Genomic DNA, 19,693 nt, shown 5'->3' on the forward strand with positions numbered 1-19,693 from the left:
CTTTCCGTCTGGCGATGCGATGGCGCACTGCTTAAGCGCCGGATTAAGGTCAGGACTGGTGGTAGATCTCCAGTGCTTCCGCGCCGCTGGCGCCCTGATGGATAATCGCCATCAGCGCCTTAACCACGCGCGTTGGGTTATCGTGCTGATACACATTGCGGCCATAAACCATGCCCGCGGCGCCCTGGGCCATCAGCGTCGCGCTTTTTTCCAGTACCGCGCCCAGCTCGCCTTTGCCGCCGCCGCGTACCAGCGTTGGGCAGCGCGCGGCCTCTACCACGCGATGAAACTCCTCAACGTTTTCCGTGGGATCGGCCTTGATAATATCGGCGCCCAGTTCGCGCGCCAGTCGCACCAGCGGAACGATCTGCCGTACGTCTCCCAGCGAGCCATAGGCGGGCCCCTGACCCTGCGCCGCCATTACCAGCGGCTCTATCATTAGCGGCATGGCGTATTTATCGCAGGCGTGACGCAGGCGGCCAATGTTTTCCACGCATTGACGAAAGATGCCTGGCTCATCCGGAATTTGATACAGATTCACCACTACCGCCGCCGCGTCCATCTGCAGCGCCGCCAGAATCGGCTCTTCCGGGTTATGCAGCACGGCCCACATCTCCCGATGACGCGCGGCATTGTAAGCGTTGCCGACATCGGTACGCAGCACCAGCGCCGGCTTCGGCGCGGCGGCCTGCTGTAGCAGGTCGGCCTGACCGTAGTTAACCTGAATAGCGTCAGGCTGCGCGGCGATCAGGCTGCACATCACGCCGGAAATATCTTCCAGACCGACAAGGAAGTCGGGCTCGTTGGCAATGCCGTGGTCGATAGCGACATCCAGACATTTTCCCTGCTTAAACAGGCGTTTCAGCCGCACTTTATCGCTAACCGACATGCATTTCTCCTGCGGGTTGAGATTGACAGGCTAAACGTAGCCCGGAAACGCCGTGCAGGCGCGCCAGTCGTGAGAGCGTCATCTCCAGCTGCTGCTGGCGGTGGGCATCGCTCCACTGCATTTCCTCAGCCATCAGATGGGCGATTTCCGCCATCAGCGGCGGCGTCAGCTGTCCGGAGATGCCCAGCGCGGTGCGGCGCAGCAACAAGTCTTCCAGCATCACCACTTGTTCTTCTTGCATCAGCCAGCGCAGCTCGGCGTCGCTGTAGCCGGCATGATGCTGCAATGGCTGCTCATCCTCAGCGGTGATCAGGCGCAACAGCAGCTCGGCGCGGGTGCCGTAGCGATCCACCAGCTGAGCCACGCGCGCTTCCGTCAGCTGATATTTGTCGCTAAGCTCGTGGATCCACACCGGCAGACGTTCGCGGCAGGGGAAATTACGGCCGCCGCCGATCGCCATATCTACGGTGCTGCGTCGGCGTTTTTCGCCCAACAGCTTCAACACCCGATCCGCCGCCTGTTCCCCGAAGCGGCGGAAGGTGGTCCACTTGCCGCCGACCAGATTCAGGATGGAAAAATCGCGGCTGGCATCCGGCGGAAAATAGACCAGCGAGTGGTTGCGCGTAATACGGCCGCTGACTTCCGTATCGCTGGCGGGCAGCGGACGCACGCCGGCGAAGGTATAGAGCACATCTTCGGCGCCGACGTTGATATGCGGGAAAACAAAGTGCAGCGACTCCAGGATATAGCGCTGTTCTTCCGGCGTGCAGGCGATATTCTCCGGATCGTCGACCCGGATATCGGTGGATCCCACCAGCACTTTGCCGTACCAGGGAAACATAATGCAGACGCGGCCGTCCTGGTTTTCGTAATAGACCATTTCATCTCGCAGCTCGGCCAGCAGCGCCGGGCTGTCGATGATCAGATGCGATCCTTTAGTGCCGCCGATCAGCTTGCGCGGATCGGCGGGGGCCAGCTGCTGGTTGATCTGATCGATCCAGGCGCCGGTCGCATTCACGATCGCGTGTGGTTCAAGGGTAAATAGCGTATTGGTCAGGTTATCGCGCAGCGTAACCCGCTCGCCGTCGCTTGCCACCAGGCTGACGTAGTTAAGCGCCAGCGCCTCGCTGTTGCTCTGCTCCGCATCCAATACCAGCTCGACGCCCAGCCGCTCCGGCGCTTTGATCCACGCATCATAATAAGTGGCGCTGTATTTCACCCAGACGGCAAAGCCGGGCCAGCGAGCGCGGGTCTCGGCGGTATTGTTCAGGCGATGGCGCGGCATGCTGCCCTGCTGGCGCGTATAGAGGTCGTACAGCGCGAGGCCGGTTTTTATCAGCAGCGCGCCACGGCGGGTCGGCTTTTCACCCAGGCGCAGAAAACGCTTGCTGGCGTTAATCAGGCCGCCGCCCCAGCTGTCGATCGGTACCGTGGTGCGTAGCGGAGAAACATAGTGCGGGGCGTTTTTCAGTAGTCGGTCACGCTCCTGCACCGACTCTTTCACCAGATCGAATTCGCCCGTCTCCAGGTAGCGCAGGCCGCCGTGGATCATGCGCGACAGCGCGCCGCTGGCTGCCTGACACCAGTCATCTTTTTCAATCAGCACCACCGGCACGCCCTGCAACGCCAGCTCGCGAAAGGTGCTGATACCGTTAATGCCGCCACCGACAATCAACACCGGGGCGCGATTGCGCTGGCGCAGCGCAGCGAGCTTTTCCTGTCGGCTACGCTTCACCACCACTTCCTGTTTCCGCATTCTTTTCTCCTCTACCCGTCACGGAGTGAACAGGCTCAGCGTTAACTGCTTGCTCCTGCAATTATTTTCGCGACGCGGGAAGAGGGCAAAAAAACAGCGGCTTAAAATACGTAACTGTGAGCCGGATCGTGAATATGCTGTAAATACGCGCTGCCGTTACAGCTCGCCGGTCAGATACTGCGCCACGCCGTTAGCAAAGCTCCAGTCGCCTTTGTCATTGGTGATAAAGCTGATCATCAAATCATTGCCGCGTACGCCGCTGCTGCTTTCCAGCTCACGCGCCAGTTCGGCCATAAAATGCTGCTTTTGCTCGCTGCTGCGCGGGCTGGTGTAGACGCGCACCATCACTAAATTATCGCTGCGCGTCAGGCCCAGGCCGGTATCTTCAAACACCATCTGAAATCTTTTGTTCTCATGAACAATCTGGTAGCGATCGCGCGGCGGTACGCCAAAAGCGGTTAAAACCGCGCGGTGCGCAGCATCCAGCAAAGTTTTCAGTTCCGACTCTGAGCGTCCTTCAATCAGATCGAATTGCAGTAAGGGCATAGTTTTCTCCAATCGTGTGGGTTGATCACTATCCTGCACTCCCTTGCAAAGATAAAAAAGCGTTATAGTTAAACGCATTGTTTACTATTTTGAACAATCCCTATGACCATTAAAACTGATGCGCTCTGGCTGCATTTGCACTGGCTGACGGTGCTGGCGGAACAGGGTAGCTTTACGCGCGCGGCGGAGCGGCTTGAAGTAAGCAAAGCGGCGATGAGCCAGAAAATTAAACAGCTGGAGATGCTGGCGGGCGTCCCGCTGGTGCAGCGCACCACGCGCAGCGTACGGCTGACCGAGGCGGGAGAAAAGCTGGTGCAGGAGCTGCGGGCGCCCTTTGCGGAAATCGAACAGAGTTTCTACGCTGTGCGCGACAGCAGCGGGCCGCTGCGCGGGCTGGTGCGCATCACCGCGCCGGTGGCTTTCGCCCGTCAACAGCTGCAGCCGCATATTCGTGATTTTCTACGCCTGCATCCGCAGCTGCGTATCCAGCTGGAGGTGACCGATCGGCTGGTGTCGCTGGCCAGCGAAGGATTCGATCTGGCGATCCGCCACAGCAACGCGCTGCCGGAAACCCATGTCGCCCAGCTTTTATGTGAAACGCATACGCTGCTGGTGGCCTCTCCCGCCTGGCTGGCAGCGCACGGCGAGCCGCAGCATCCGCAGGAGCTGAGTCAGCATGACTGCCTTTATTATCCGCGCGGCACCGAACCGCCGCGCTGGCGCTTTAGCGATCCGGCGCAGCCGCAGCAGGAAACCGTGGTAAATGTCAGCGGCCCGTTTGCTACTAATAACAGCGAATCGATCCGTGATGCGGCGCTGGATGGGCTGGGGATCGCGATGCTACCGGATTTCAGCGCGCGTCAGGCGCTGGGAGAAGGCCGGCTACGGCAGATTTTGCCGCAGTGGCGTATCCAGGGCGCGTTTGCCCGCCATGTTTGGGTTGTGCGTCCGTGGGCGGCGCGCGTGCCGCGTGCGGTGACTGAACTGAGCCGCTGGCTGCGTCAGCGTTTTCAGGCAGGCGCGACGCAATAAGCCTGCGGTTTGCCGCGACTGAATGTGTATTTCTTCTAAAGTTTTTGTGGGTTTTTGCCGATGAGTGCGGGTGAATTCCCTGCGAAAAATGATTAGATCGTAAACATACAGGACAAGGCTTGTCATATGACTACCCAATCGCACGTTACGCAACAGGCCTGGCAGCTTGATGACGACACCACGCTGATGACCACCACTGATGCGCAAAGTTATATTACCTATGCTAATCAGGATTTTGTCGACGTCAGCGGCTATGAGCGTGATGAAATTCACGGGCAGCCGCATAATCTGGTGCGCCACCCCGATATGCCGAAGGCGGCCTTTGCGGATATGTGGGCGACGCTGAAACAAGGCTTGCCCTGGACCGGGCTGGTGAAAAACCGCTGTAAAAATGGTGACCATTACTGGGTGCGGGCAAACGTAGTGCCGGTGATCCGTAACGGTACTATTACCGGTCATATGTCGGTGCGTATTAAGCCGAGCGAGCAGGAAGTCGCGGCGGCAGAACAACTTTATCAGCAGATGCGCAACGGTAAACTGCGCGGCTGGCGGCTGCGTCAGGGGCTGCTGATACGTAGCGGCGCCTTAAGCCCGCTCTCATGGTTGAAAACAATGCCGCTGCGCTGGCGGATTCGCAGCGGCGTGGCGTTTTGCTGGCTGAGCATGGCGCTCAGCGCGCTGGCCGTCGGCCTGCAGGGCGGCGCGCTGGCCGCCTTTGGCGGACTGGCGCTGCTGATGGCGTTAATCACCTGCGGCTGGCTGGAATGGCAGATCTCCAGGCCGCTGGAAAAAGTGTGTCGCCAGGCGCTGGACGTGGCGACGGGCGCTTCACAGCAGGTTGATCATCTTGACCGTGTTGATGAAGTGGGCATGACGTTGCGGGCGGTTGGGCAGCTTGGCCTGATGTTCCGCTGGCTGGTTAAAGATGTACGCGATCAGGTGATGAGCGTGCATCAGGCCAGCGATGAACTGGCGCAGGGCAATGAAAAAATCGCCAGCCATACCGAACAGACGGCGGCCAGCGTGCAGCAAACCGCTGCGACCATGAATCAGATGACCACCACGGTTAACAGCAATGCGGAAAGCACCGGTCAGGCGAATAACTACTCAATGACCGCCAGCCAGGCGGCGGTACAGGGCGGAGAAGTGATGAAGCAGGTGGTCGGCACCATGGACGAAATTGCGCAAAGTTCGCAACAGATAGCCTCAATTACCGGCCTGATTGACAGCATCGCTTTCCAGACCAATATCCTGGCGCTGAACGCGGCGGTTGAGGCGGCGCGCGCCGGCGAACAGGGCAAAGGCTTTGCGGTAGTGGCCGGAGAGGTGCGCAATCTGGCGAAGCGTAGCGCCAACGCCGCCAGCGAGATCCGCGATTTGATCGCCGTCAGCGCGCTGAAAGTCCAGTCGGGCACCGGGCAGGTGCATCAGGCGGGTGAAACCATCGTCGATATCGTGGAAAAAGTGCAGAACGTGACAGAGCTGCTGCAGCAAATTAGCACCGCTACGCGTGAGCAAGGCACCGGCCTGAGCGAAGTCGGCAAGGCGGTTGAGGAACTGGATCGCATCACGCATCACAACGCTTCACTGGTGGAAGAGGGCGCGCAGGCCTCGGCACGGATGAAAAATCAGGCGCATCGGCTGGTGGAGGCGGTTGATGTGTTTCGTTAAACCAGCGCCGCAGTAAGACAACCCTGGCGGGCGTCGTGCAATGGCGTCCGCCCCGGCTTTCCAGAAAGGCGCGGTGATAAACCATAGCATTCCTGAATACGTACGCTCGCCATTTCATGGGTCATGACCAAATAATCTTCACCTTCAATTTGCAGCACGGGCGTTAAACACGCTACTGGCCTGGCGGTCATCGCAGGCACGAAATGGAAAACAGGCTGGCCGGAAGCCAGCCTGCAACAGCGCTATGCCCGCTGCGCGCGATACCAGCGCCAGGCATCCAGCAATAAAAACAGCAGCAGGCTGATGCCCATCAGCGGCAGGCTAAAAGCCAGAGCTATCAGCACCACCGACAGGATAAAGCGTAGGCTGAGGCTCATACGCCGCCACGCCTGCATCAGCGTATCCGCCGGATGATGTTGCGGCTGAGCGGGACGACGCTGCCACCACAGACGGTAGCCAAGCACAATCAGCACGCACAGCGCCAGGCCGAACAGTGCCAGCACCAGCTGATTCGCCACGCCGAACAGAATGCCCATATGCGCATCCACGCCCCAGCGCGTTAACTTCGCCAGCAGGCCAAAGTTGGCGAATTCAATTTTATCCGTAACGCGCCAGGTATGGGGATCCACCGCCACGGCATCCACCTGGGTGGGCCAGCGGCGATCGATCTCACCCACGATCCACGCTCTGTCCGCCTGATAAGAAGGGCGAATTTCCAGCTTCGCCGCGTCAATACCGTTGGCGCGCGCGGCAGCCAGCACGCCGTCAAACTGGGCGGCGCTTAACGGCGCATCCGGCGCATGATGCATCATATGCCCATGATGCTCCGCATGTTCATCCATCATCATCGGCGGCGCGTTGCTGGCAAGCTGCGTATTCACCGCCGGGGTCAGCCAGCCATAATGGGCGCGCAGGGCATTGATATTATCGCCGGCCCAGCGCGACCAGGTGAGGCCGGTGGCGGAGAAAAACAGCAGCCCGAGCAGCAGCGCAAGGCCCAGCAGGCTGTGCCAGCTACGCAGACGCAGCAGGCGTTGCGTACGCGAGGCGCCTGTTGTTTTGCTGCGACGCGGCGTGCGCTGTACCGCCCATAGCAGCGTGCCGCCCAGCGCGGCGACCCACATCCAGCTGGCGGCCAGCTCGCTGTAGTTACGCCCAATATCACCCAGCAGCAGGCTGCGATGGAGATAATCCAGCGTGGTGCGCAGCGGCAAAATCCCACTGGTGCCGTAGACGGTGAGATCGCCGCGTACCGCCAGCGTTTTCGGATCGATAAACAGAGCGCGCGTTTCTGATGGCGCGCTGTCGGCGAAGCGAAACATCACGCGTGTGGTCTCGGTATCGCTCGGTGCCGGGCGCACGGCGGCGATTTTCGCATCGCTGCCCGCGTAGGCCAGCGCCGCATCGATCTGTTTTGATAGCGGCTGTACGGGGCCGGGCGCATCGGTCGTCAGCTGTTGCGCATACAGGTAATTTTCAAGCTGCGGCGTTAATACATAGAGCGTGCCGGTGAGCGCGGCGGCAAAGATAAACGGGCCGATAAACAGACCGATGGTGAAGTGTAAACGACGCATAAGCTGCAGAAACGCCTGCGCGCTTTGCGTTTTTTCAATCTGTGCCGAGGCCGTCGGCACGATTTTTTCCGACATAATGGTTCCTTTGCCCGTTGGCGGGCTGTAGAGAAAGCGTTGGGTTAAACGAGTGAAAACCCGTTAACCGGCGGCCCGCGCGGTCGGAACCAAATGGGGATCCAGCTGGCGACAAAAGGCTGTAGCTGGAGAGGAGCGACTGGCACGGCCGCCTGTAGCAGCGTCCAGAGCTGCGGCAGGCGCACGGAGTCCAGCGGCAGATGAATCAGCAGTACGCAGTAGCCACAGGCGCTGTCGTCCATCATCGACATATGATAGTGCCGGGAATGAGAGGCAGCGGAAGCGGAATGAGGCGCGGCGCCTGGCTGCGCCGCCGTAGGGGGCGACGAGTGATGAGCGTGGCTGGCGGTCGGCGGGCTGTGTTGCCTGGCGACCTCTGCTGCGCAGCCATGGTCATGCCTTTCATCTTCCGCATCCATCGCCATTGCTGACATATGCGCCATCATTGGCGAGGCATAGCCATGCTGAGCCATCAGCGATTTAGAAATCACCGGGGCGATAAACAGCAGCAGCATAGCCAGCAGCGCCAGCCACGCCGGGAAACGGCTGCGGGCGATGGCAACATAAATCAGCGACACAGAAGATCCTGAACAAGATAACGGCGTAATTGTAGGCGAATTGCCAATACAGAAATCATTTTTTTAGGTTAAATCAGCGGGATTTTGGCAAACGTCGACCCATTCGGCCTCGGTAAGCTCCGCCATTTTATCCGGCGAGATACGTAGCGCGCTATGAGTCGCGCCTGCTGCCGGCAATACTTCGGCAAAGCGCCGCAGAGAAATATCGCAATAGACTGGCAGCGGATGCTCAAGGCCAAAGGGGCAGACGCCGCCGGGCGGATGGCCGGTCCAGTTCAGCACCTCATCGGTGGTTAACATGCGCGCCTTTGCCCCCAGCGTTTCTTTTAGCTTGCGATTATCCAGACGCAGATCGCCGCCGGTCACGATCAGGATCACCCGATTCTTTACCTTTAACGACAGGGTCTTCGCTATCTGCCCCGGCGCGACGCCGTGCGCTTTAGCGGCAAGAGCCACGGTTGCCGTGCTTTGACTAAGTTCAATAATCGGGATTTCAGGGGCACGCTCGGCAAAATACTGCCGTACAGACTCCAGGCTCATGTTGCGTTGCTCTTTACAATAAAACGGGGTGATAAAGCTGCCATAACCGAGGGGATCTGTAAACGACAGGCGGCGGGAAAGCGCCGCCTTACAAAAAAAGGGTTGATGACTTTTTGCCGTCAGAAGAGGGGATCAGACGGGCTTCAGGGTACAGTCGCCGCAACGTTCCACCGCGGGCAGCCGGTAGCGCTGACAGCAGCTGCGACGCTGCATCGCGCCGTCGCGCGGGATAACGGTACGGTAAAGCGGGTTATCGCTGCCGTCCAATAAATGACGCGAGAAAAACAGCGCATGTTCCAGCGTCAGCAGCGTGGCTTCATCTACCCAGCTTTTCATCTCGCCTAAAAACCAGTGCATCAGGTAGCCGGTATTATTCCAGATAAGTTTGGCGTTGATATCGCCATGCTGTTCAATGCCCTGTACCGCCGGGATTAAATGCCGCTGGATAAGACGATCGATACGCTGATGCGCATTCAGATAGCGCGCATCTTCGTCCTCCTGCACGTCGATCCAGAATTTAGCCGGACGACCGCTTTCATGGAACTGCAGATGAAAATGTTCCAGCGAGCAGTCGAGCGCGCGCTTCTCCATTACCAGCGCCAGCATCATCGGCGGCACAATCAGGCCAAAATACCACTGCGCCCAGAGCGACTGTAGCGGCTTTGCCTCACGCAGCATATCAGCATGCTCACGATAGATTTCATCGCTGTAGCGCGCCAGCAGGCGATTAAAGTGCGTGCTCTGTGACCATTCAGGCTGGATAAGCGTATCGTCAGGGGCGGCGTCGTTAAGCGTGATAAATTCAAGGAACCACGAGCGATGTTCGCTAAACAGACTATGCAGCACAGTGCTCAGCGAACTATCACTCTGCATAAAGATGACTGGAGACGAACCATACTCATAAGCCTGACGCGTAACAATGGCCATAGGGCTTCCTGTGTAATCGACTGCCGAAATGGAGATAAGAAAACAAATGATAATCGTTCTTGATTGTATCCAGGAAGGAATGCGCTAGCAAGTGGGAGAATGCAGTAAGTCGTCGTATTAACGTTACGGGAGATTTATCGGCTATAACCTGATAAAACGTCAGGTTTTAGTCAAAGGCAGAAAAACATCCTGCGCTATAGACAACCGGCGTATAAAAATTCCAGCAAAAAATAAATAGCGTTATTCTCGCCGTTGCCGATGGATTTTTTATTTAAACCAGGCCTGCAGAGAAGAAACTATTTGAATTACTTTAATTTGTATTAAGGAGAAAGATTTATCCCGGCTAAATAATCCTTTTATATAAATGCATCCTTAAACATCAGGCTATATCCGCCGGCGCTGAACGCAGATTAGCTTCGCAAAGTTCTTCCCAGGAAAGAATGGTATTTCTGCCGCGGTTTTTCGCCACATATAAAGCCCGATCGGCGTTGGCCAGCGCCTGTTCAAAATCTTCTTCGATTATCGGAGCAATACCGGCGCTAATAGTGACATGCGTAGAGACGCGATGGTTAAAACGATGGGGAATTTCCAGGTCCAGCACATGTTGACGAATACGTTCAGCCAGCTTCATGGCAATCGAACGATTAACGTTAGTCATCAGCACCAGAAACTCTTCGCCGCCGTAACGGGTGACTACATCCCGCGAGCGCACCGCATCACGAATCGCCGCAGAGACGCGCGTCAGCGCCTGATCGCCCATCGCATGCCCGTAGTTATCGTTATAAGATTTAAAATTATCGATATCGAGCAGCATCACGAAATGGCTGCCGGCATGGTTCTCCAGCAGGTTTTCCAGCCGGTTCTTCAAACCGCGCCGGTTATAGAGCCCGGTAAGCGGATCGAGCATACTCAGGTCGCTCCAGGTCTGCTTTTCTTCGTACAGCTGGAACAAGAGGCGTCGCGTAAAATGGTCGCTGCGGCGCTGCATCAGGCTCTGGAGCGTAAAGCCGAGCAGTGGCAGTGCGATGGTAAACAGCAGCGTTAGCGGATGCTGGCCGCGGTCGAGCAGCATAACGGTAAGCGAGGGCGGGGCAATGTGCAGGCAAAACGCCAGCAGATGTTCATTTAGCGAGATGGCGCTGATAAAGAAAACCGCCATCAGGCTGACCAGCAGGAAGCTGCCGTCAAAATAAAAAACCAGCTGGCTTTTATTCGCAATCAGCCATGACCACAGCACGCCGATAATAAAAGCGGTCAACGATAATATCGGCCATCTGGTGGCAGGCTTCAGGATCCAGAAGGTTAATTGCAATAAACTTATGATAACTATCAGCGTTGCCGGTAAAGAGAATGAAAGATTTTCTCCTTTATTTATCGGTAACATAAAAAAAAGTGATGTCGCCATGTTTAAAAAAAGAAAAAGCATTAACGACAGGCGATATTTGCTGTGCAGCAATTCTTCATAAGTTTGTAATTTCATTTTTATACACTCGGAACAGCCCTGAAATATCAAAGCGCCATTGCCATAGTAAAAATATTTACTCTGGAAAGGGTATTGAGCAGTTATTATTGGTATCTGGATTAGATTAATCCTGGCAATCTATCACTTTCTAACTGGTCTGTCATCTTCGTGTCTAAAGTTTCTACAAAGGAAACGTGCAAAATGATAAAAGCTACCATATGATACTGGTAATCATTATCATTTAGTGGTGACGGATATGCTGATGGCAATTATGGCGGCCTGCGGATTATGGGGCGTGAGCTGGATAATGGGAGAGCGCCTGCAAAGCGCGTGGAGTGTGTTGTTGCCTGGCGCGCTGATGCCGTTAGTGGCATCCATGAACCTGTCATTCGGCCAGTGGCGTTGGTTGTTATTGACGGCGCTGCTAATGACCGTAGTGATGCTGGTGCATCATCGGCTACGACGCTATATCTTGCTGCCTTCCTGTATCGCGCTCGCCGGCGCGTTGGCCGCGGTATCGGTGAATGCAGGCGCGCTGTAACGCAGGCAAAGCGTTTGTCGGGGGGTTAAGGATAGCCGTCCGGCAGCGGGTGAACTGATCATCGCATCGCTTTTCCGCGACAGGATTATCCGGCAAAGAACGGCCGCTTTTCAGACAATAAAGCAGGAAAAAATCGGGCTGTGAAACCGGGAGAAAATGTGATCGCCGGATAACGGCAGAGTCAAATCGGGGGAAACAGAGAGAAATAACAGAAGCGTGACAATATTGGTGCGAAGAGAGGGACTTGAACCCTCACGTCCGTTAAGACACTAACACCTGAAGCTAGCGCGTCTACCAATTCCGCCACCTTCGCATAACATTGTCTTCATATCACCGCATTTGGTGCGAAGAGAGGGACTTGAACCCTCACGTCCGTTAAGACACTAACACCTGAAGCTAGCGCGTCTACCAATTCCGCCACCTTCGCGCAGATGCTGTGCGATATGAATTTTTGTGGTCTTTGGTGCGAAGAGAGGGACTTGAACCCTCACGTCCGTTAAGACACTAACACCTGAAGCTAGCGCGTCTACCAATTCCGCCACCTTCGCATTCCGGCAATGCTTTACAGCACTGCAACCACGGAGGCGAATTCTGGAGATTTTTCCCGGGGACGTCAACAGATATTTATCGGCTCTGTTGCGATCGCTGTAAAAAGCAGCAGATCCCCGGGAGGTAAGGCTTTATTTGTCGCGGTTAGCAGCCTTAATGGCGCGGGCATCGCGTCCCCAGACGGCGCGGTAGACCTTAAAACGACCCGTTTGCGCCAGCACTTCATGATGGCCAAAGGTTTCGTCCAGCACCTGCGGGTAGGGCAGAAAGGCGTTAGCCACCAGCCGTAGCTCGCCGCCGCTGTTAAGGTGCTGAGCCGCACCGCGAATCAGCGTACGCGCCGCATCAAGGCTGGTCTGCATCCCTTCATGGAACGGCGGGTTCGAGATGATCATGTCATAACGGCCGGTCACGTCAGAATAAACGTTGCTGGCAAATACCTCGCCTTCGATCTGGTTGGCGGCCAGCGTCGCTTTACTGGCGGCCAGCGCGGCGGCATCCACATCGGTCAGCCACAGGCGTACCTTTGGCGAATGACGCGCCAGCAGCGTTGCCAGCACCCCGGCGCCGCAGCCGATATCCAGCACTTTCCCTTTGGTATGCGGGGTAAAGGTTGAGAGCAGCAGGGCGCTGCCACCATCCAGCCCGTCGCGGCTGAATACACCCGGCAGCGTTTTAATCACGCAATCATCCAGTCTGTATTCATCCCAGAAACTTTCCGCATCAAACGCGGGCTGCTGTGTCAGGCGACCATGATACAGACCGCAACGGCGCGCGCTGTCGATCTTGTCCAGCGTCGCCCAGGCAGCCAGCATACCTTCGGCGCTGCGCACGCCGCTGCGGTTTTCGCCAATAACAAAAATATCGCTGCCCACCGGCAGCAGCGACAGCAGATTTTGCAGCTGAAACTGGGCTTCCGGCTTGTTTTTCGGCCAGTAATAGATCAGGGTATCGCACTCTGCTATCGCTTCTGCCGTGGCTACCAGGCCAAACTGCGCACGATCGCCCATGCTGCGGCTTAATGATTGCCAGTGATGATAATATTGCGTATGGACGCGGCTCAGCTGGGTTTCCAGCTGGGCGGGCAGGTCATCCTGCAAATCGCCGGCAAACAGCACGCGGCGGTCTTGCCATTCATCACTATGGCGCAGGATCACTTCACTCGCCGGGGTAAAAGCAGACATCAGATAGCTCCTCAGAAATCAGAGCGCAGAGTATAGTGGTTTGTTGGCGCATGTTCGATGGGTTTGCTAGCATAGCGGCGCATTATAAGGGCGTAACGGGAATTTCTATGTCATCCAGACGTGACTGGCTACTACAGCAAATGGGCATTACGCAGTATAAGCTGCGGCGTCCGCGCGCGTTACAGGGTGAGATCGCGATAACGCTGCCGGCGGATACGCGCCTGCTGATCGTGGCGGATATTCCTCCCACAACTGAGGACCCTTTGGTTGGCGATGTGCTGCGCGCGCTGGCGATTACGCCACAGCAGGTAGTCAGCGTAACGCCGGATCAGCTTGCTATGCTGCCTGAAGATCGTTCCTGCGCCAGCTGGCGCCTGGGAACCGAGGCGCCGGTTGCGCAGCAGGGTCCACAACTTTCCACGCCGCCGCTTGAGGCGCTCTATTTTGACGCCGAGGCGAAACGCGCGCTCTGGCGGCAGATTTGTGAATATGACGTCGATTTCTTTACTCACTCCGCATGACCTTCCGCTGGCGCTCGCCATTGAGCGACGCAGCCACGCTTTCCCCTGGACGGAAGCGACCTTTACCAGCAATCAGGGCGAACGTTACCTAAACTACCGGCTTGACGTTGACGGCCAGATGGCGGCCTTCGCCATTACCCAATGGGTACTGGACGAAGCGACGCTATTCAATATTGCCGTCGATCCGGCTTATCAACGACAGGGGCTGGGCAAGGCGCTGCTGCATCATCTAATTGAACAGTTGCAGCAGCGCGATATTTTTACCCTCTGGCTGGAGGTGCGCGCCTCCAATCATGCGGCGATCGCGCTTTATGAACAGACCGGTTTTAATGAAGTTTCGGTGCGCCGAAATTATTATCCGGCAACGCACGGTCGGGAAGATGCTCTGATTATGGCGCTCAGCCTGTAAAGGCCGAACGCCGCAAATCCTCTGACGGCCGTAACAGGAGAAAGCTATGCTACAAAACTGGGACTGGATCCTTTTTGACGCTGACGACACGCTGTTTCACTTTGATGCTTTTGCGGGCCTGCAACGGCTGTTTAAAGATTACAACGTTGATTTCACTACTGATGACTATCACGAATATCAGTCGGTCAATAAACCACTGTGGGTGGAATATCAGAACGGCGCCATTACTGCGCTGCAGCTGCAGCACCAGCGTTTTAACGGCTGGGCGGAAAAGCTGAATGTCACACCGGATACGTTAAACAGCGGCTTTCTTAGCGCGATGGCGGAAGTGTGCGTGCCGTTGGAAGGCGCGGTAAATCTGATTAACGCGCTGAAGGGCAAGGTGAAGATGGGCATCATCACCAATGGCTTTACCGCTCTGCAACAGGTGCGTCTGCAGCGTACCGGTTTTCGGGATTACTTCGATCTGCTGGTGATTTCCGAGCAGGTTGGCCATGCCAAACCGCATCCAGCGATTTTTAACTATGCGCTGGAGAAGATGGGAAGGCCAGCGCCTGAACGGGTACTGATGGTAGGTGATAATCCTGATTCAGATATTTTGGGCGGCATCAATGCCGGTTTAAAAACCTGCTGGCTGAATGCGGACGGCAGAGAAAAACCTGAAGCGATCAAGCCAGACTGGCAGGTAAGCTCGCTGCATGAGCTGCAATCTATCTTATTTTCTTAAGTTTTAATTCTCTCTATTTTTAGTTTGAAAATCTATCAAGGCGACCTTTGTGTCGCCTTTTTTATTGCTGATTTAACTTATTGCAATATTAATCACTAATTATGGTTGCTGGAACCGGTTTAGCGAAGAGTAAAACATTAAAAACAGGGCCAAAGAAGGAAAAAATTTTGGCCTAAATATGCTGCTTTTTTGCGCGAAATGGCTTTTTTTTGCGAGATAAGTAAAACTTTTCTGATATTTTGTAGGAATATTCCTATAGAAAGTGATAAGAATATTCAGAATTTACTTTAAATTTTTTCATTAAGCTTTACTAATATAAAACCCTTTGCTACGCGCTCGTTGAATTATCGCAAAGACTATGTAAACTTGCGCGAAACAGAACAGCTTAAATAGATAAAAACACCAGCTTCGGGGCTTGCTTTGCAACCTCGTGCGGTAGCGATGGCTGAATCCACCCTCAGCTTTTCGGCTGAATTTTAGACACTTTTCTTATTATCTGATGCAGGCCGCAGATCGTGGGCAGCATTACTACATGCATGCAATACCACGCGCGTTTAGCTTGGCCTTTCAGAACTTTTCACCAGAGAATACCAGGAATGCCAACAGGGAGTAGCAATAATGGTTGAGGAATATTCATCAAATCCTCACCGACAGGGTAGTATCAGCCGCATTTCCGGTAACCCGTCTTTATGCTACGTTGCGCAAATCGAGCATTTGTCGCCATGTAACAGACTTGTATCGCCCAAATAACGTGTAAATTATGGTTCTGGCTCCGACTGAGCTGTGTCTGTGCTTTCAGCTGGTACGGCCAGCGGCAACCATACCCGTCATACTTCAGGCTACAGAGACGTTGGCATGACTCGTTCACCCCGGTCACTTACTACAGTAAGCTCTGGGGATTAATGAGAGACATCCTTGTCTTTCACCAAGGGCAGCCTGCGGCTGTTCAAATTCGTTCCTGACGAATTTTTCGCTGCGTCGTTGCTGGTGACCTGCGGCTTACTCCCGTTTTGTTAATTACTTGAGATAATTTCATGAGGATCATGGTGAAAATTCGAATCGCATTAGGTCTGCTTTTTGTATTAGGCGTTGCGGGTTGTAAGTCGCCGCCGCCGGTCAATGACGACACGATAGTGTCCAGCACCGTTGATGGCGTTACCTTGACTTATCGCCATGCCATTACTCCGCCGAAAACCTTCACGCCGATTAACGAAGAATATCGCGCGTTGTATAACGCCTCGGTGATGAGCCGTCCCGATTTCGGCGGCAAGCTGGTGCGTCAGCTGGAAAATGCGCAGCCCTATATCGTGCTGGGCAGCGTGGAAAATAACTGGTTCGCCATCGCGGAAAAAGATCAGGATCAGCTGATCGGCTACGTGCCGCTGCGCGCCGTAGTGAAAAGCGAGCTGTATGACGACACCATCAAGGCGGATCAGCGTCGCAAGCGCATACGCACCACGCCCGCGAAGAAAAAAACCTGCGTTGCGGTCGACGGCGACAGTAAAGCCTGCCAGAACAGCAACAGCGGCACCTGGATTATCGATTAATAATTTCTAATGGGTAACCCATTATGAAAACGCGTTCTTTTTTGCGCCTGAGTGTTCAGGCGCTTTTCCTGGCGGCGCTTACCTTGCTGGCAGGCTGTATGTCATCCACACGCAGCGATCCCTCCCGTTACAGTCTGTTATTTCAGGCGCACCCACCCATCAATGACTCGGCACCGCTGAAGTTCAGAGTGCTGTTATTGAAATCGGATGCCGACTTTATGTCAGCGGATTTTTATTCGCTGCAAAATAGCGCGCAAACCGTACTGGGTAACAATCTGCTCAATAGCGAGCAGTTTTTCCTGTTGCCAGGCCAGCTAAATAAAACCCTTAGCGGTCAACGCACGCCGGATGCGCGCTATATCGGCATTATGGCCGAGTACCAATCGCTCAACGGTAAGAAATGGCGTCTCTCTCTGCCGCTGCCCAATGCGGACGAGAGCGAGTCGAGCCACGGCTGGTACCGGGAAGCGGATGCGTTGCAGGCCAGGATCGTTGCTGACAATAGCGGCGTACAGCTTGCGGGCAAAGCAGAGTCAACGCCTGAATAACGGAAAGCCATTATGAACAAAGCAGAAAAGGTGGTCTGGAGCGAAGGCATGTTCCTGCGCCCGCATCACTTTCAGCAGTCGGAAAGCTACCTGCAAAGCACCCTGCGCGACTGGGGGGCCACACAGCGTCCTTATCTGTGGGGCTTCACCGATCTGGAGTTTGACGAAGCGATGCTGCGCCAGGGCAAAATTGCCCTTAGTGCCGCTAGCGGTCTGCTGCCGGACGGCACCCACTTCTCCTTCCTGGATGCGCGCCAGGCGCCTGCGCCGCTGGAAATCGCTGATAACCAAAGCAATGTCAACGTGGTGCTGGCCTTACCGGCGCGGCGCGGCGGACGTGACGAAGTCATCTTCAGCGAAGCGGCAGACTCACTGGCGCGTTATCTCAGCTTTGAGCGTGAAGTCGACGACTTTAACGCCATCTCCATCGGCCCGGCGGCGGTGCAGTTCGGCAAACTGCGTTTGAAGCTGATGCTGGAAAGCGAGCTGACCGCGGAGTGGACGGCGATTGGCGTGGCGCGCGTGCTTGAAAAGCGCAACGACAGGCAGCTACGGCTGGACACTGGCTATATCCCCCCGATGCTCAATGCGATTAACCATCCCCAGCTTTTTGATTATTTGAATGATATGCACGGATTGCTGGCGCAGCGCAGCCAGCAAATCGGCCAGCATTTGCAGCAGCCAGGGCGGTTTAATACCGCAGAAATGGTTGATTTTATGCTGCTGGCGCGGGTGAATCAGCAGCTTGGTTTGGTCTCCCACCTAAAAAATTTACCGTTGCTGCATCCGGAACAGCTGTTCGGTCACTGGCTGGGGTTTGCCTGCGAGCTGGCAAGCTGGATGCCGCAGCGCTCGCCGGATGTTTCGCTGCCGGTTTACGATCACGACGATATCGCCCGCAGCTTTAGCAAACTGATGCTGATGCTGCGTCAGGGACTGTCGCTGGTGATGGAAGAAAGCGCGATCCAGCTGCCGCTGACCGAACGCTCGCATGGCCTGAACGTGGCGACGGTGCCGGAAGCCTCTATGGTGCGCGAATTTGGTTTCGTGCTCGCGGTACGCGCCAACGTGCCGGGCGAGGCGCTGCAAACCCACTTCCCGGCGCAAATGAAAATCGCGCCGGTGACGAAAATTCGCGATCTGGTGCAGCTGCAGCTGCCGGGCATGATGCTGCGCGCCATGCCGACCGCGCCGCCGCAAATCCCCTGGCACGCTGGTTACAGCTACTTTGAGCTGGAGAAGGGCGGCGAACTCTGGAAAGAGATGGAAAGATCGGGCGCGTTTGCGCTTCATCTGGCCGGCGAGTTTCCCGGTCTGGATATGGAGTTCTGGGCTATTCGCAGCCAGTCCGTCTGAAACGAATAATGAGCGCTCACCATGCAGGAACGACATTTCACCGGCAGCGATGCCGCTTTTTCCGGCGCGAGCAGCAATAACCCGCTGCTAGCCGCCGCGAACCCTTTGCTTAATGCGATTCCCCAGATCCGTCACTCCGTAACCCATGATGATCCGGCCGCGCTGCGTCAGCGGTTGATCGATCAGGTGCGGCATTTTGAAAAAAACAGTCAGCGCGCCGGGCTGCCCTATGAGGTTATCGTTGGGGCGCGCTATTGCCTGTGCACCGCACTGGACGAGGCTGCGGCGCTTACGCCATGGGGAAGCCGCGGCGTCTGGCCCGGCAACGGGCTGCTGGTCACCTTTCATAACGAAACCTGGGGCGGTGAGAAGTTTTTTCAGCTGCTGGCGAAGCTGTCGCAGAATCCGCGTGAGCATATCTTCCTGCTGGAGCTGATTAACTACTGCCTGTTGCTGGGTTTTGAAGGGCGCTACCGCGTGCTGGACAATGGCCGTTCGCAGCTGGAGACCATCAAACAGCGCCTGCTGCAGATGATCCGCGGCGTACGCGGCGGCTATCCGGCGCCGCTGTCGCCGCATCCGGAAGATCGGCCGGTGTTGCGCAAAATGTGGCGCCCGGTGGTGCCGCTGTGGGCCTGCGCGGCGCTGGCGGGCTTTCTCGCCTGTTTGCTCTACATCATGCTTAACTGGCGGTTGGGCGACGTTACCAGCCCGGTGCTGGCCTCGGTGTATCAAACGCCGCTGCCGGAAATCACTATTCACAACCCTGCGCCGCGTGCGCCTGCGGTGCTCAACCTGCGCGCCTTCCTGCGCCCGGAAATCGAACAGGGGCTGGTGGCGGTGCGTGACGAAGCGGATCAAAGCGTGGTGACCCTGAAAGGAGATGGCCTGTTTGCCTCCGGCTCCACCGCCGTGCGCGGCCGCTATGAAGAGGTCATCGACCGCGTGGCGCAGGCGATGGATAACGTAAGCGGCAAGATTCTGGTCATCGGCTACAGCGACAACGTGCCGATCCGCAGTGCGCGCTTCGCTTCTAACTATGAGCTGTCATTAGCGCGTGCGCAGTCGGTGCAGGAGATGCTGCAAAAACATCTGTCGCAACCCGCGCGCGCCAGGGCGGAAGGCCGCGGCGAAACGAATCCGCTGGTGCCGAACACCACGGCTGAGAACCGCGCCCGTAATCGCCGGGTGGAAATCATCCTGTTAGTTTCGCCTGACAATACGCGGGCGGAGCTGAATGGACTGCAGCAAGGGAACTAAC

The 19,693-nt window shown here is 56.2% G+C and carries 19 protein-coding genes, 3 tRNA genes and 1 pseudogene; 10 read left to right on the forward strand and 13 right to left on the reverse strand.

Going from position 1 to position 19,693, the window contains the following annotated elements; translation table 11 throughout:
- Positions 1-49: 49 nt before the first annotated feature.
- The 3 genes from K6958_RS03230 to K6958_RS03240 form a co-directional block, all read right to left on the reverse strand.
- Complete coding sequence (locus K6958_RS03230) at positions 50-889, reverse strand: class I fructose-bisphosphate aldolase (protein ID WP_249893311.1); 840 nt, start codon at positions 887-889, stop codon at positions 50-52.
- Positions 879-2,645, reverse strand: a complete 1,767-nt coding sequence (locus K6958_RS03235; RefSeq protein ID WP_249893312.1) for a glycerol-3-phosphate dehydrogenase/oxidase — start codon at positions 2,643-2,645, stop codon at positions 879-881. Before K6958_RS03235 ends, K6958_RS03230 begins: the two co-directional genes overlap by 11 nt.
- A 156-nt stretch (positions 2,646-2,801) precedes the next feature.
- Positions 2,802-3,191, reverse strand: a complete 390-nt coding sequence (locus K6958_RS03240) for a tautomerase family protein (protein WP_249893314.1) — start codon at positions 3,189-3,191, stop codon at positions 2,802-2,804.
- Positions 3,192-3,293: 102 nt separating this feature from the next.
- Between K6958_RS03240 and K6958_RS03245 the strand changes: the two genes are divergently transcribed.
- Together K6958_RS03245 and K6958_RS03250 are read left to right on the forward strand one after the other, a co-directional pair.
- Positions 3,294-4,223, forward strand: coding sequence for a LysR family transcriptional regulator (locus tag K6958_RS03245; protein ID WP_249893316.1), 930 nt, complete (start codon positions 3,294-3,296; stop codon positions 4,221-4,223).
- Positions 4,224-4,349: 126 nt separating this feature from the next.
- The gene (locus K6958_RS03250; RefSeq protein ID WP_249893317.1) at positions 4,350-5,894 is read left to right on the forward strand and encodes a methyl-accepting chemotaxis protein; all 1,545 of its coding nucleotides are present in this window, start codon (positions 4,350-4,352) and stop codon (positions 5,892-5,894) included.
- Positions 5,895-5,983: 89 nt separating this feature from the next.
- On the opposite strand, the pseudogene K6958_RS21205 reads toward K6958_RS03250, so the two are convergent.
- The 6 genes and pseudogenes from K6958_RS21205 to K6958_RS03275 form a co-directional block, all read right to left on the reverse strand.
- Positions 5,984-6,073, reverse strand: a pseudogene (locus K6958_RS21205) (CcdB family protein); the annotation flags it as partial.
- A 63-nt stretch (positions 6,074-6,136) separates the two neighbouring features.
- Positions 6,137-7,543 carry a PepSY-associated TM helix domain-containing protein gene (locus tag K6958_RS03255; RefSeq protein ID WP_249893318.1) on the reverse strand — a complete coding sequence of 469 codons (1,407 nt, stop codon included), beginning with the start codon at positions 7,541-7,543 and terminating at the stop codon, positions 6,137-6,139.
- Between the two features lie 44 nt (positions 7,544-7,587).
- Positions 7,588-8,121 (reverse strand): DUF2946 family protein, encoded by a 534-nt coding sequence (locus K6958_RS03260; protein WP_249893319.1) that lies wholly within the window; start codon positions 8,119-8,121, stop codon positions 7,588-7,590.
- A 63-nt stretch (positions 8,122-8,184) separates the two neighbouring features.
- The gene (locus K6958_RS03265) at positions 8,185-8,661 is read right to left on the reverse strand and encodes a YbaK/EbsC family protein (RefSeq protein ID WP_249893320.1); all 477 of its coding nucleotides are present in this window, start codon (positions 8,659-8,661) and stop codon (positions 8,185-8,187) included.
- A gap of 132 nt (positions 8,662-8,793) precedes the next feature.
- Positions 8,794-9,588: a siderophore-iron reductase FhuF gene (fhuF, locus tag K6958_RS03270; protein WP_249893321.1), complete on the reverse strand. Its 795-nt coding sequence runs from the start codon at positions 9,586-9,588 to the stop codon at positions 8,794-8,796.
- 379 nt (positions 9,589-9,967) lie between these two features.
- On the reverse strand, positions 9,968-11,068 hold the full coding sequence (locus K6958_RS03275) for a diguanylate cyclase (RefSeq protein ID WP_249893322.1): 1,101 nt from the start codon (positions 11,066-11,068) through the stop codon (positions 9,968-9,970).
- 238 nt (positions 11,069-11,306) lie between these two features.
- On the opposite strand from K6958_RS03275, the gene K6958_RS03280 reads away from it, so the two are divergent.
- On the forward strand, positions 11,307-11,591 hold the full coding sequence (locus K6958_RS03280; protein WP_249893323.1) for a DUF1435 family protein: 285 nt from the start codon (positions 11,307-11,309) through the stop codon (positions 11,589-11,591).
- Positions 11,592-11,817: 226 nt separating this feature from the next.
- Here K6958_RS03280 and K6958_RS03285 read toward each other — a convergent pair.
- The 4 genes from K6958_RS03285 to rsmC all read right to left on the reverse strand — a co-directional run bounded on the left by K6958_RS03285 (position 11,818) and on the right by rsmC (position 13,324).
- A tRNA-Leu gene (locus tag K6958_RS03285) sits at positions 11,818-11,904 on the reverse strand.
- 27 nt (positions 11,905-11,931) lie between these two features.
- Positions 11,932-12,018 (reverse strand) — tRNA-Leu (locus tag K6958_RS03290).
- A 34-nt stretch (positions 12,019-12,052) separates the two neighbouring features.
- Positions 12,053-12,139: transfer RNA gene (locus K6958_RS03295), tRNA-Leu, on the reverse strand.
- Positions 12,140-12,271: 132 nt separating this feature from the next.
- Positions 12,272-13,324 (reverse strand): 16S rRNA (guanine(1207)-N(2))-methyltransferase RsmC, encoded by a 1,053-nt coding sequence (gene rsmC, locus K6958_RS03300; protein ID WP_249893324.1) that lies wholly within the window; start codon positions 13,322-13,324, stop codon positions 12,272-12,274.
- Between the two features lie 107 nt (positions 13,325-13,431).
- Between rsmC and K6958_RS03305 the strand changes: the two genes are divergently transcribed.
- The 7 genes from K6958_RS03305 (at position 13,432) to K6958_RS03335 (ending at position 19,692) form a co-directional block, all read left to right on the forward strand.
- A complete protein-coding gene (locus tag K6958_RS03305; RefSeq protein ID WP_249893325.1) occupies positions 13,432-13,845 on the forward strand; it encodes a DNA polymerase III subunit psi in 414 nt (137 codons plus the stop codon).
- Positions 13,814-14,254, forward strand: a complete 441-nt coding sequence (gene rimI / locus K6958_RS03310; RefSeq protein WP_249893326.1) for a ribosomal protein S18-alanine N-acetyltransferase — start codon at positions 13,814-13,816, stop codon at positions 14,252-14,254. Before K6958_RS03305 ends, rimI begins: the two co-directional genes overlap by 32 nt.
- A gap of 46 nt (positions 14,255-14,300) precedes the next feature.
- Positions 14,301-14,981: a pyrimidine 5'-nucleotidase gene (gene yjjG / locus K6958_RS03315; protein ID WP_249893327.1), complete on the forward strand. Its 681-nt coding sequence runs from the start codon at positions 14,301-14,303 to the stop codon at positions 14,979-14,981.
- 1,046 nt (positions 14,982-16,027) lie between these two features.
- Positions 16,028-16,528 carry an SH3 domain-containing protein gene (locus K6958_RS03320; protein WP_249894586.1) on the forward strand — a complete coding sequence of 167 codons (501 nt, stop codon included), beginning with the start codon at positions 16,028-16,030 and terminating at the stop codon, positions 16,526-16,528.
- 23 nt (positions 16,529-16,551) lie between these two features.
- On the forward strand, positions 16,552-17,076 hold the full coding sequence (gene tssJ, locus K6958_RS03325; protein WP_249893328.1) for a type VI secretion system lipoprotein TssJ: 525 nt from the start codon (positions 16,552-16,554) through the stop codon (positions 17,074-17,076).
- Between the two features lie 12 nt (positions 17,077-17,088).
- Positions 17,089-18,432, forward strand: coding sequence for a type VI secretion system baseplate subunit TssK (gene tssK, locus K6958_RS03330; RefSeq protein WP_249893329.1), 1,344 nt, complete (start codon positions 17,089-17,091; stop codon positions 18,430-18,432).
- Positions 18,433-18,453: 21 nt separating this feature from the next.
- Positions 18,454-19,692: a DotU family type VI secretion system protein gene (locus K6958_RS03335; protein WP_249893330.1), complete on the forward strand. Its 1,239-nt coding sequence runs from the start codon at positions 18,454-18,456 to the stop codon at positions 19,690-19,692.
- Position 19,693: the final 1 nt, after the last annotated feature.

Origin of the sequence: Mixta hanseatica, from assembly GCF_023517775.1 — a bacterium.
In the GTDB taxonomy this organism is placed as follows: domain Bacteria; phylum Pseudomonadota; class Gammaproteobacteria; order Enterobacterales; family Enterobacteriaceae; genus Mixta; species Mixta hanseatica.

Coding starts and splice junctions, on each gene's coding strand:
- K6958_RS03230 (WP_249893311.1), bottom strand. CDS start 889: ATGTCGGTTAGCGATAAAGTGCGGCTGAAACGCCTGTTTAAGCAGGGA.
- K6958_RS03235 (WP_249893312.1), bottom strand. CDS start 2,645: ATGCGGAAACAGGAAGTGGTGGTGAAGCGTAGCCGACAGGAAAAGCTC.
- K6958_RS03240 (WP_249893314.1), bottom strand. CDS start 3,191: ATGCCCTTACTGCAATTCGATCTGATTGAAGGACGCTCAGAGTCGGAA.
- K6958_RS03245 (WP_249893316.1), top strand. CDS start 3,294: ATGACCATTAAAACTGATGCGCTCTGGCTGCATTTGCACTGGCTGACG.
- K6958_RS03250 (WP_249893317.1), top strand. CDS start 4,350: ATGACTACCCAATCGCACGTTACGCAACAGGCCTGGCAGCTTGATGAC.
- K6958_RS03255 (WP_249893318.1), bottom strand. CDS start 7,543: ATGTCGGAAAAAATCGTGCCGACGGCCTCGGCACAGATTGAAAAAACG.
- K6958_RS03265 (WP_249893320.1), bottom strand. CDS start 8,661: ATGAGCCTGGAGTCTGTACGGCAGTATTTTGCCGAGCGTGCCCCTGAA.
- fhuF (WP_249893321.1), bottom strand. CDS start 9,588: ATGGCCATTGTTACGCGTCAGGCTTATGAGTATGGTTCGTCTCCAGTC.
- K6958_RS03275 (WP_249893322.1), bottom strand. CDS start 11,068: ATGAAATTACAAACTTATGAAGAATTGCTGCACAGCAAATATCGCCTG.
- K6958_RS03280 (WP_249893323.1), top strand. CDS start 11,307: ATGCTGATGGCAATTATGGCGGCCTGCGGATTATGGGGCGTGAGCTGG.
- rsmC (WP_249893324.1), bottom strand. CDS start 13,324: ATGTCTGCTTTTACCCCGGCGAGTGAAGTGATCCTGCGCCATAGTGAT.
- K6958_RS03305 (WP_249893325.1), top strand. CDS start 13,432: ATGTCATCCAGACGTGACTGGCTACTACAGCAAATGGGCATTACGCAG.
- rimI (WP_249893326.1), top strand. CDS start 13,814: ATGACGTCGATTTCTTTACTCACTCCGCATGACCTTCCGCTGGCGCTC.
- yjjG (WP_249893327.1), top strand. CDS start 14,301: ATGCTACAAAACTGGGACTGGATCCTTTTTGACGCTGACGACACGCTG.
- tssJ (WP_249893328.1), top strand. CDS start 16,552: ATGAAAACGCGTTCTTTTTTGCGCCTGAGTGTTCAGGCGCTTTTCCTG.
- tssK (WP_249893329.1), top strand. CDS start 17,089: ATGAACAAAGCAGAAAAGGTGGTCTGGAGCGAAGGCATGTTCCTGCGC.
- K6958_RS03335 (WP_249893330.1), top strand. CDS start 18,454: ATGCAGGAACGACATTTCACCGGCAGCGATGCCGCTTTTTCCGGCGCG.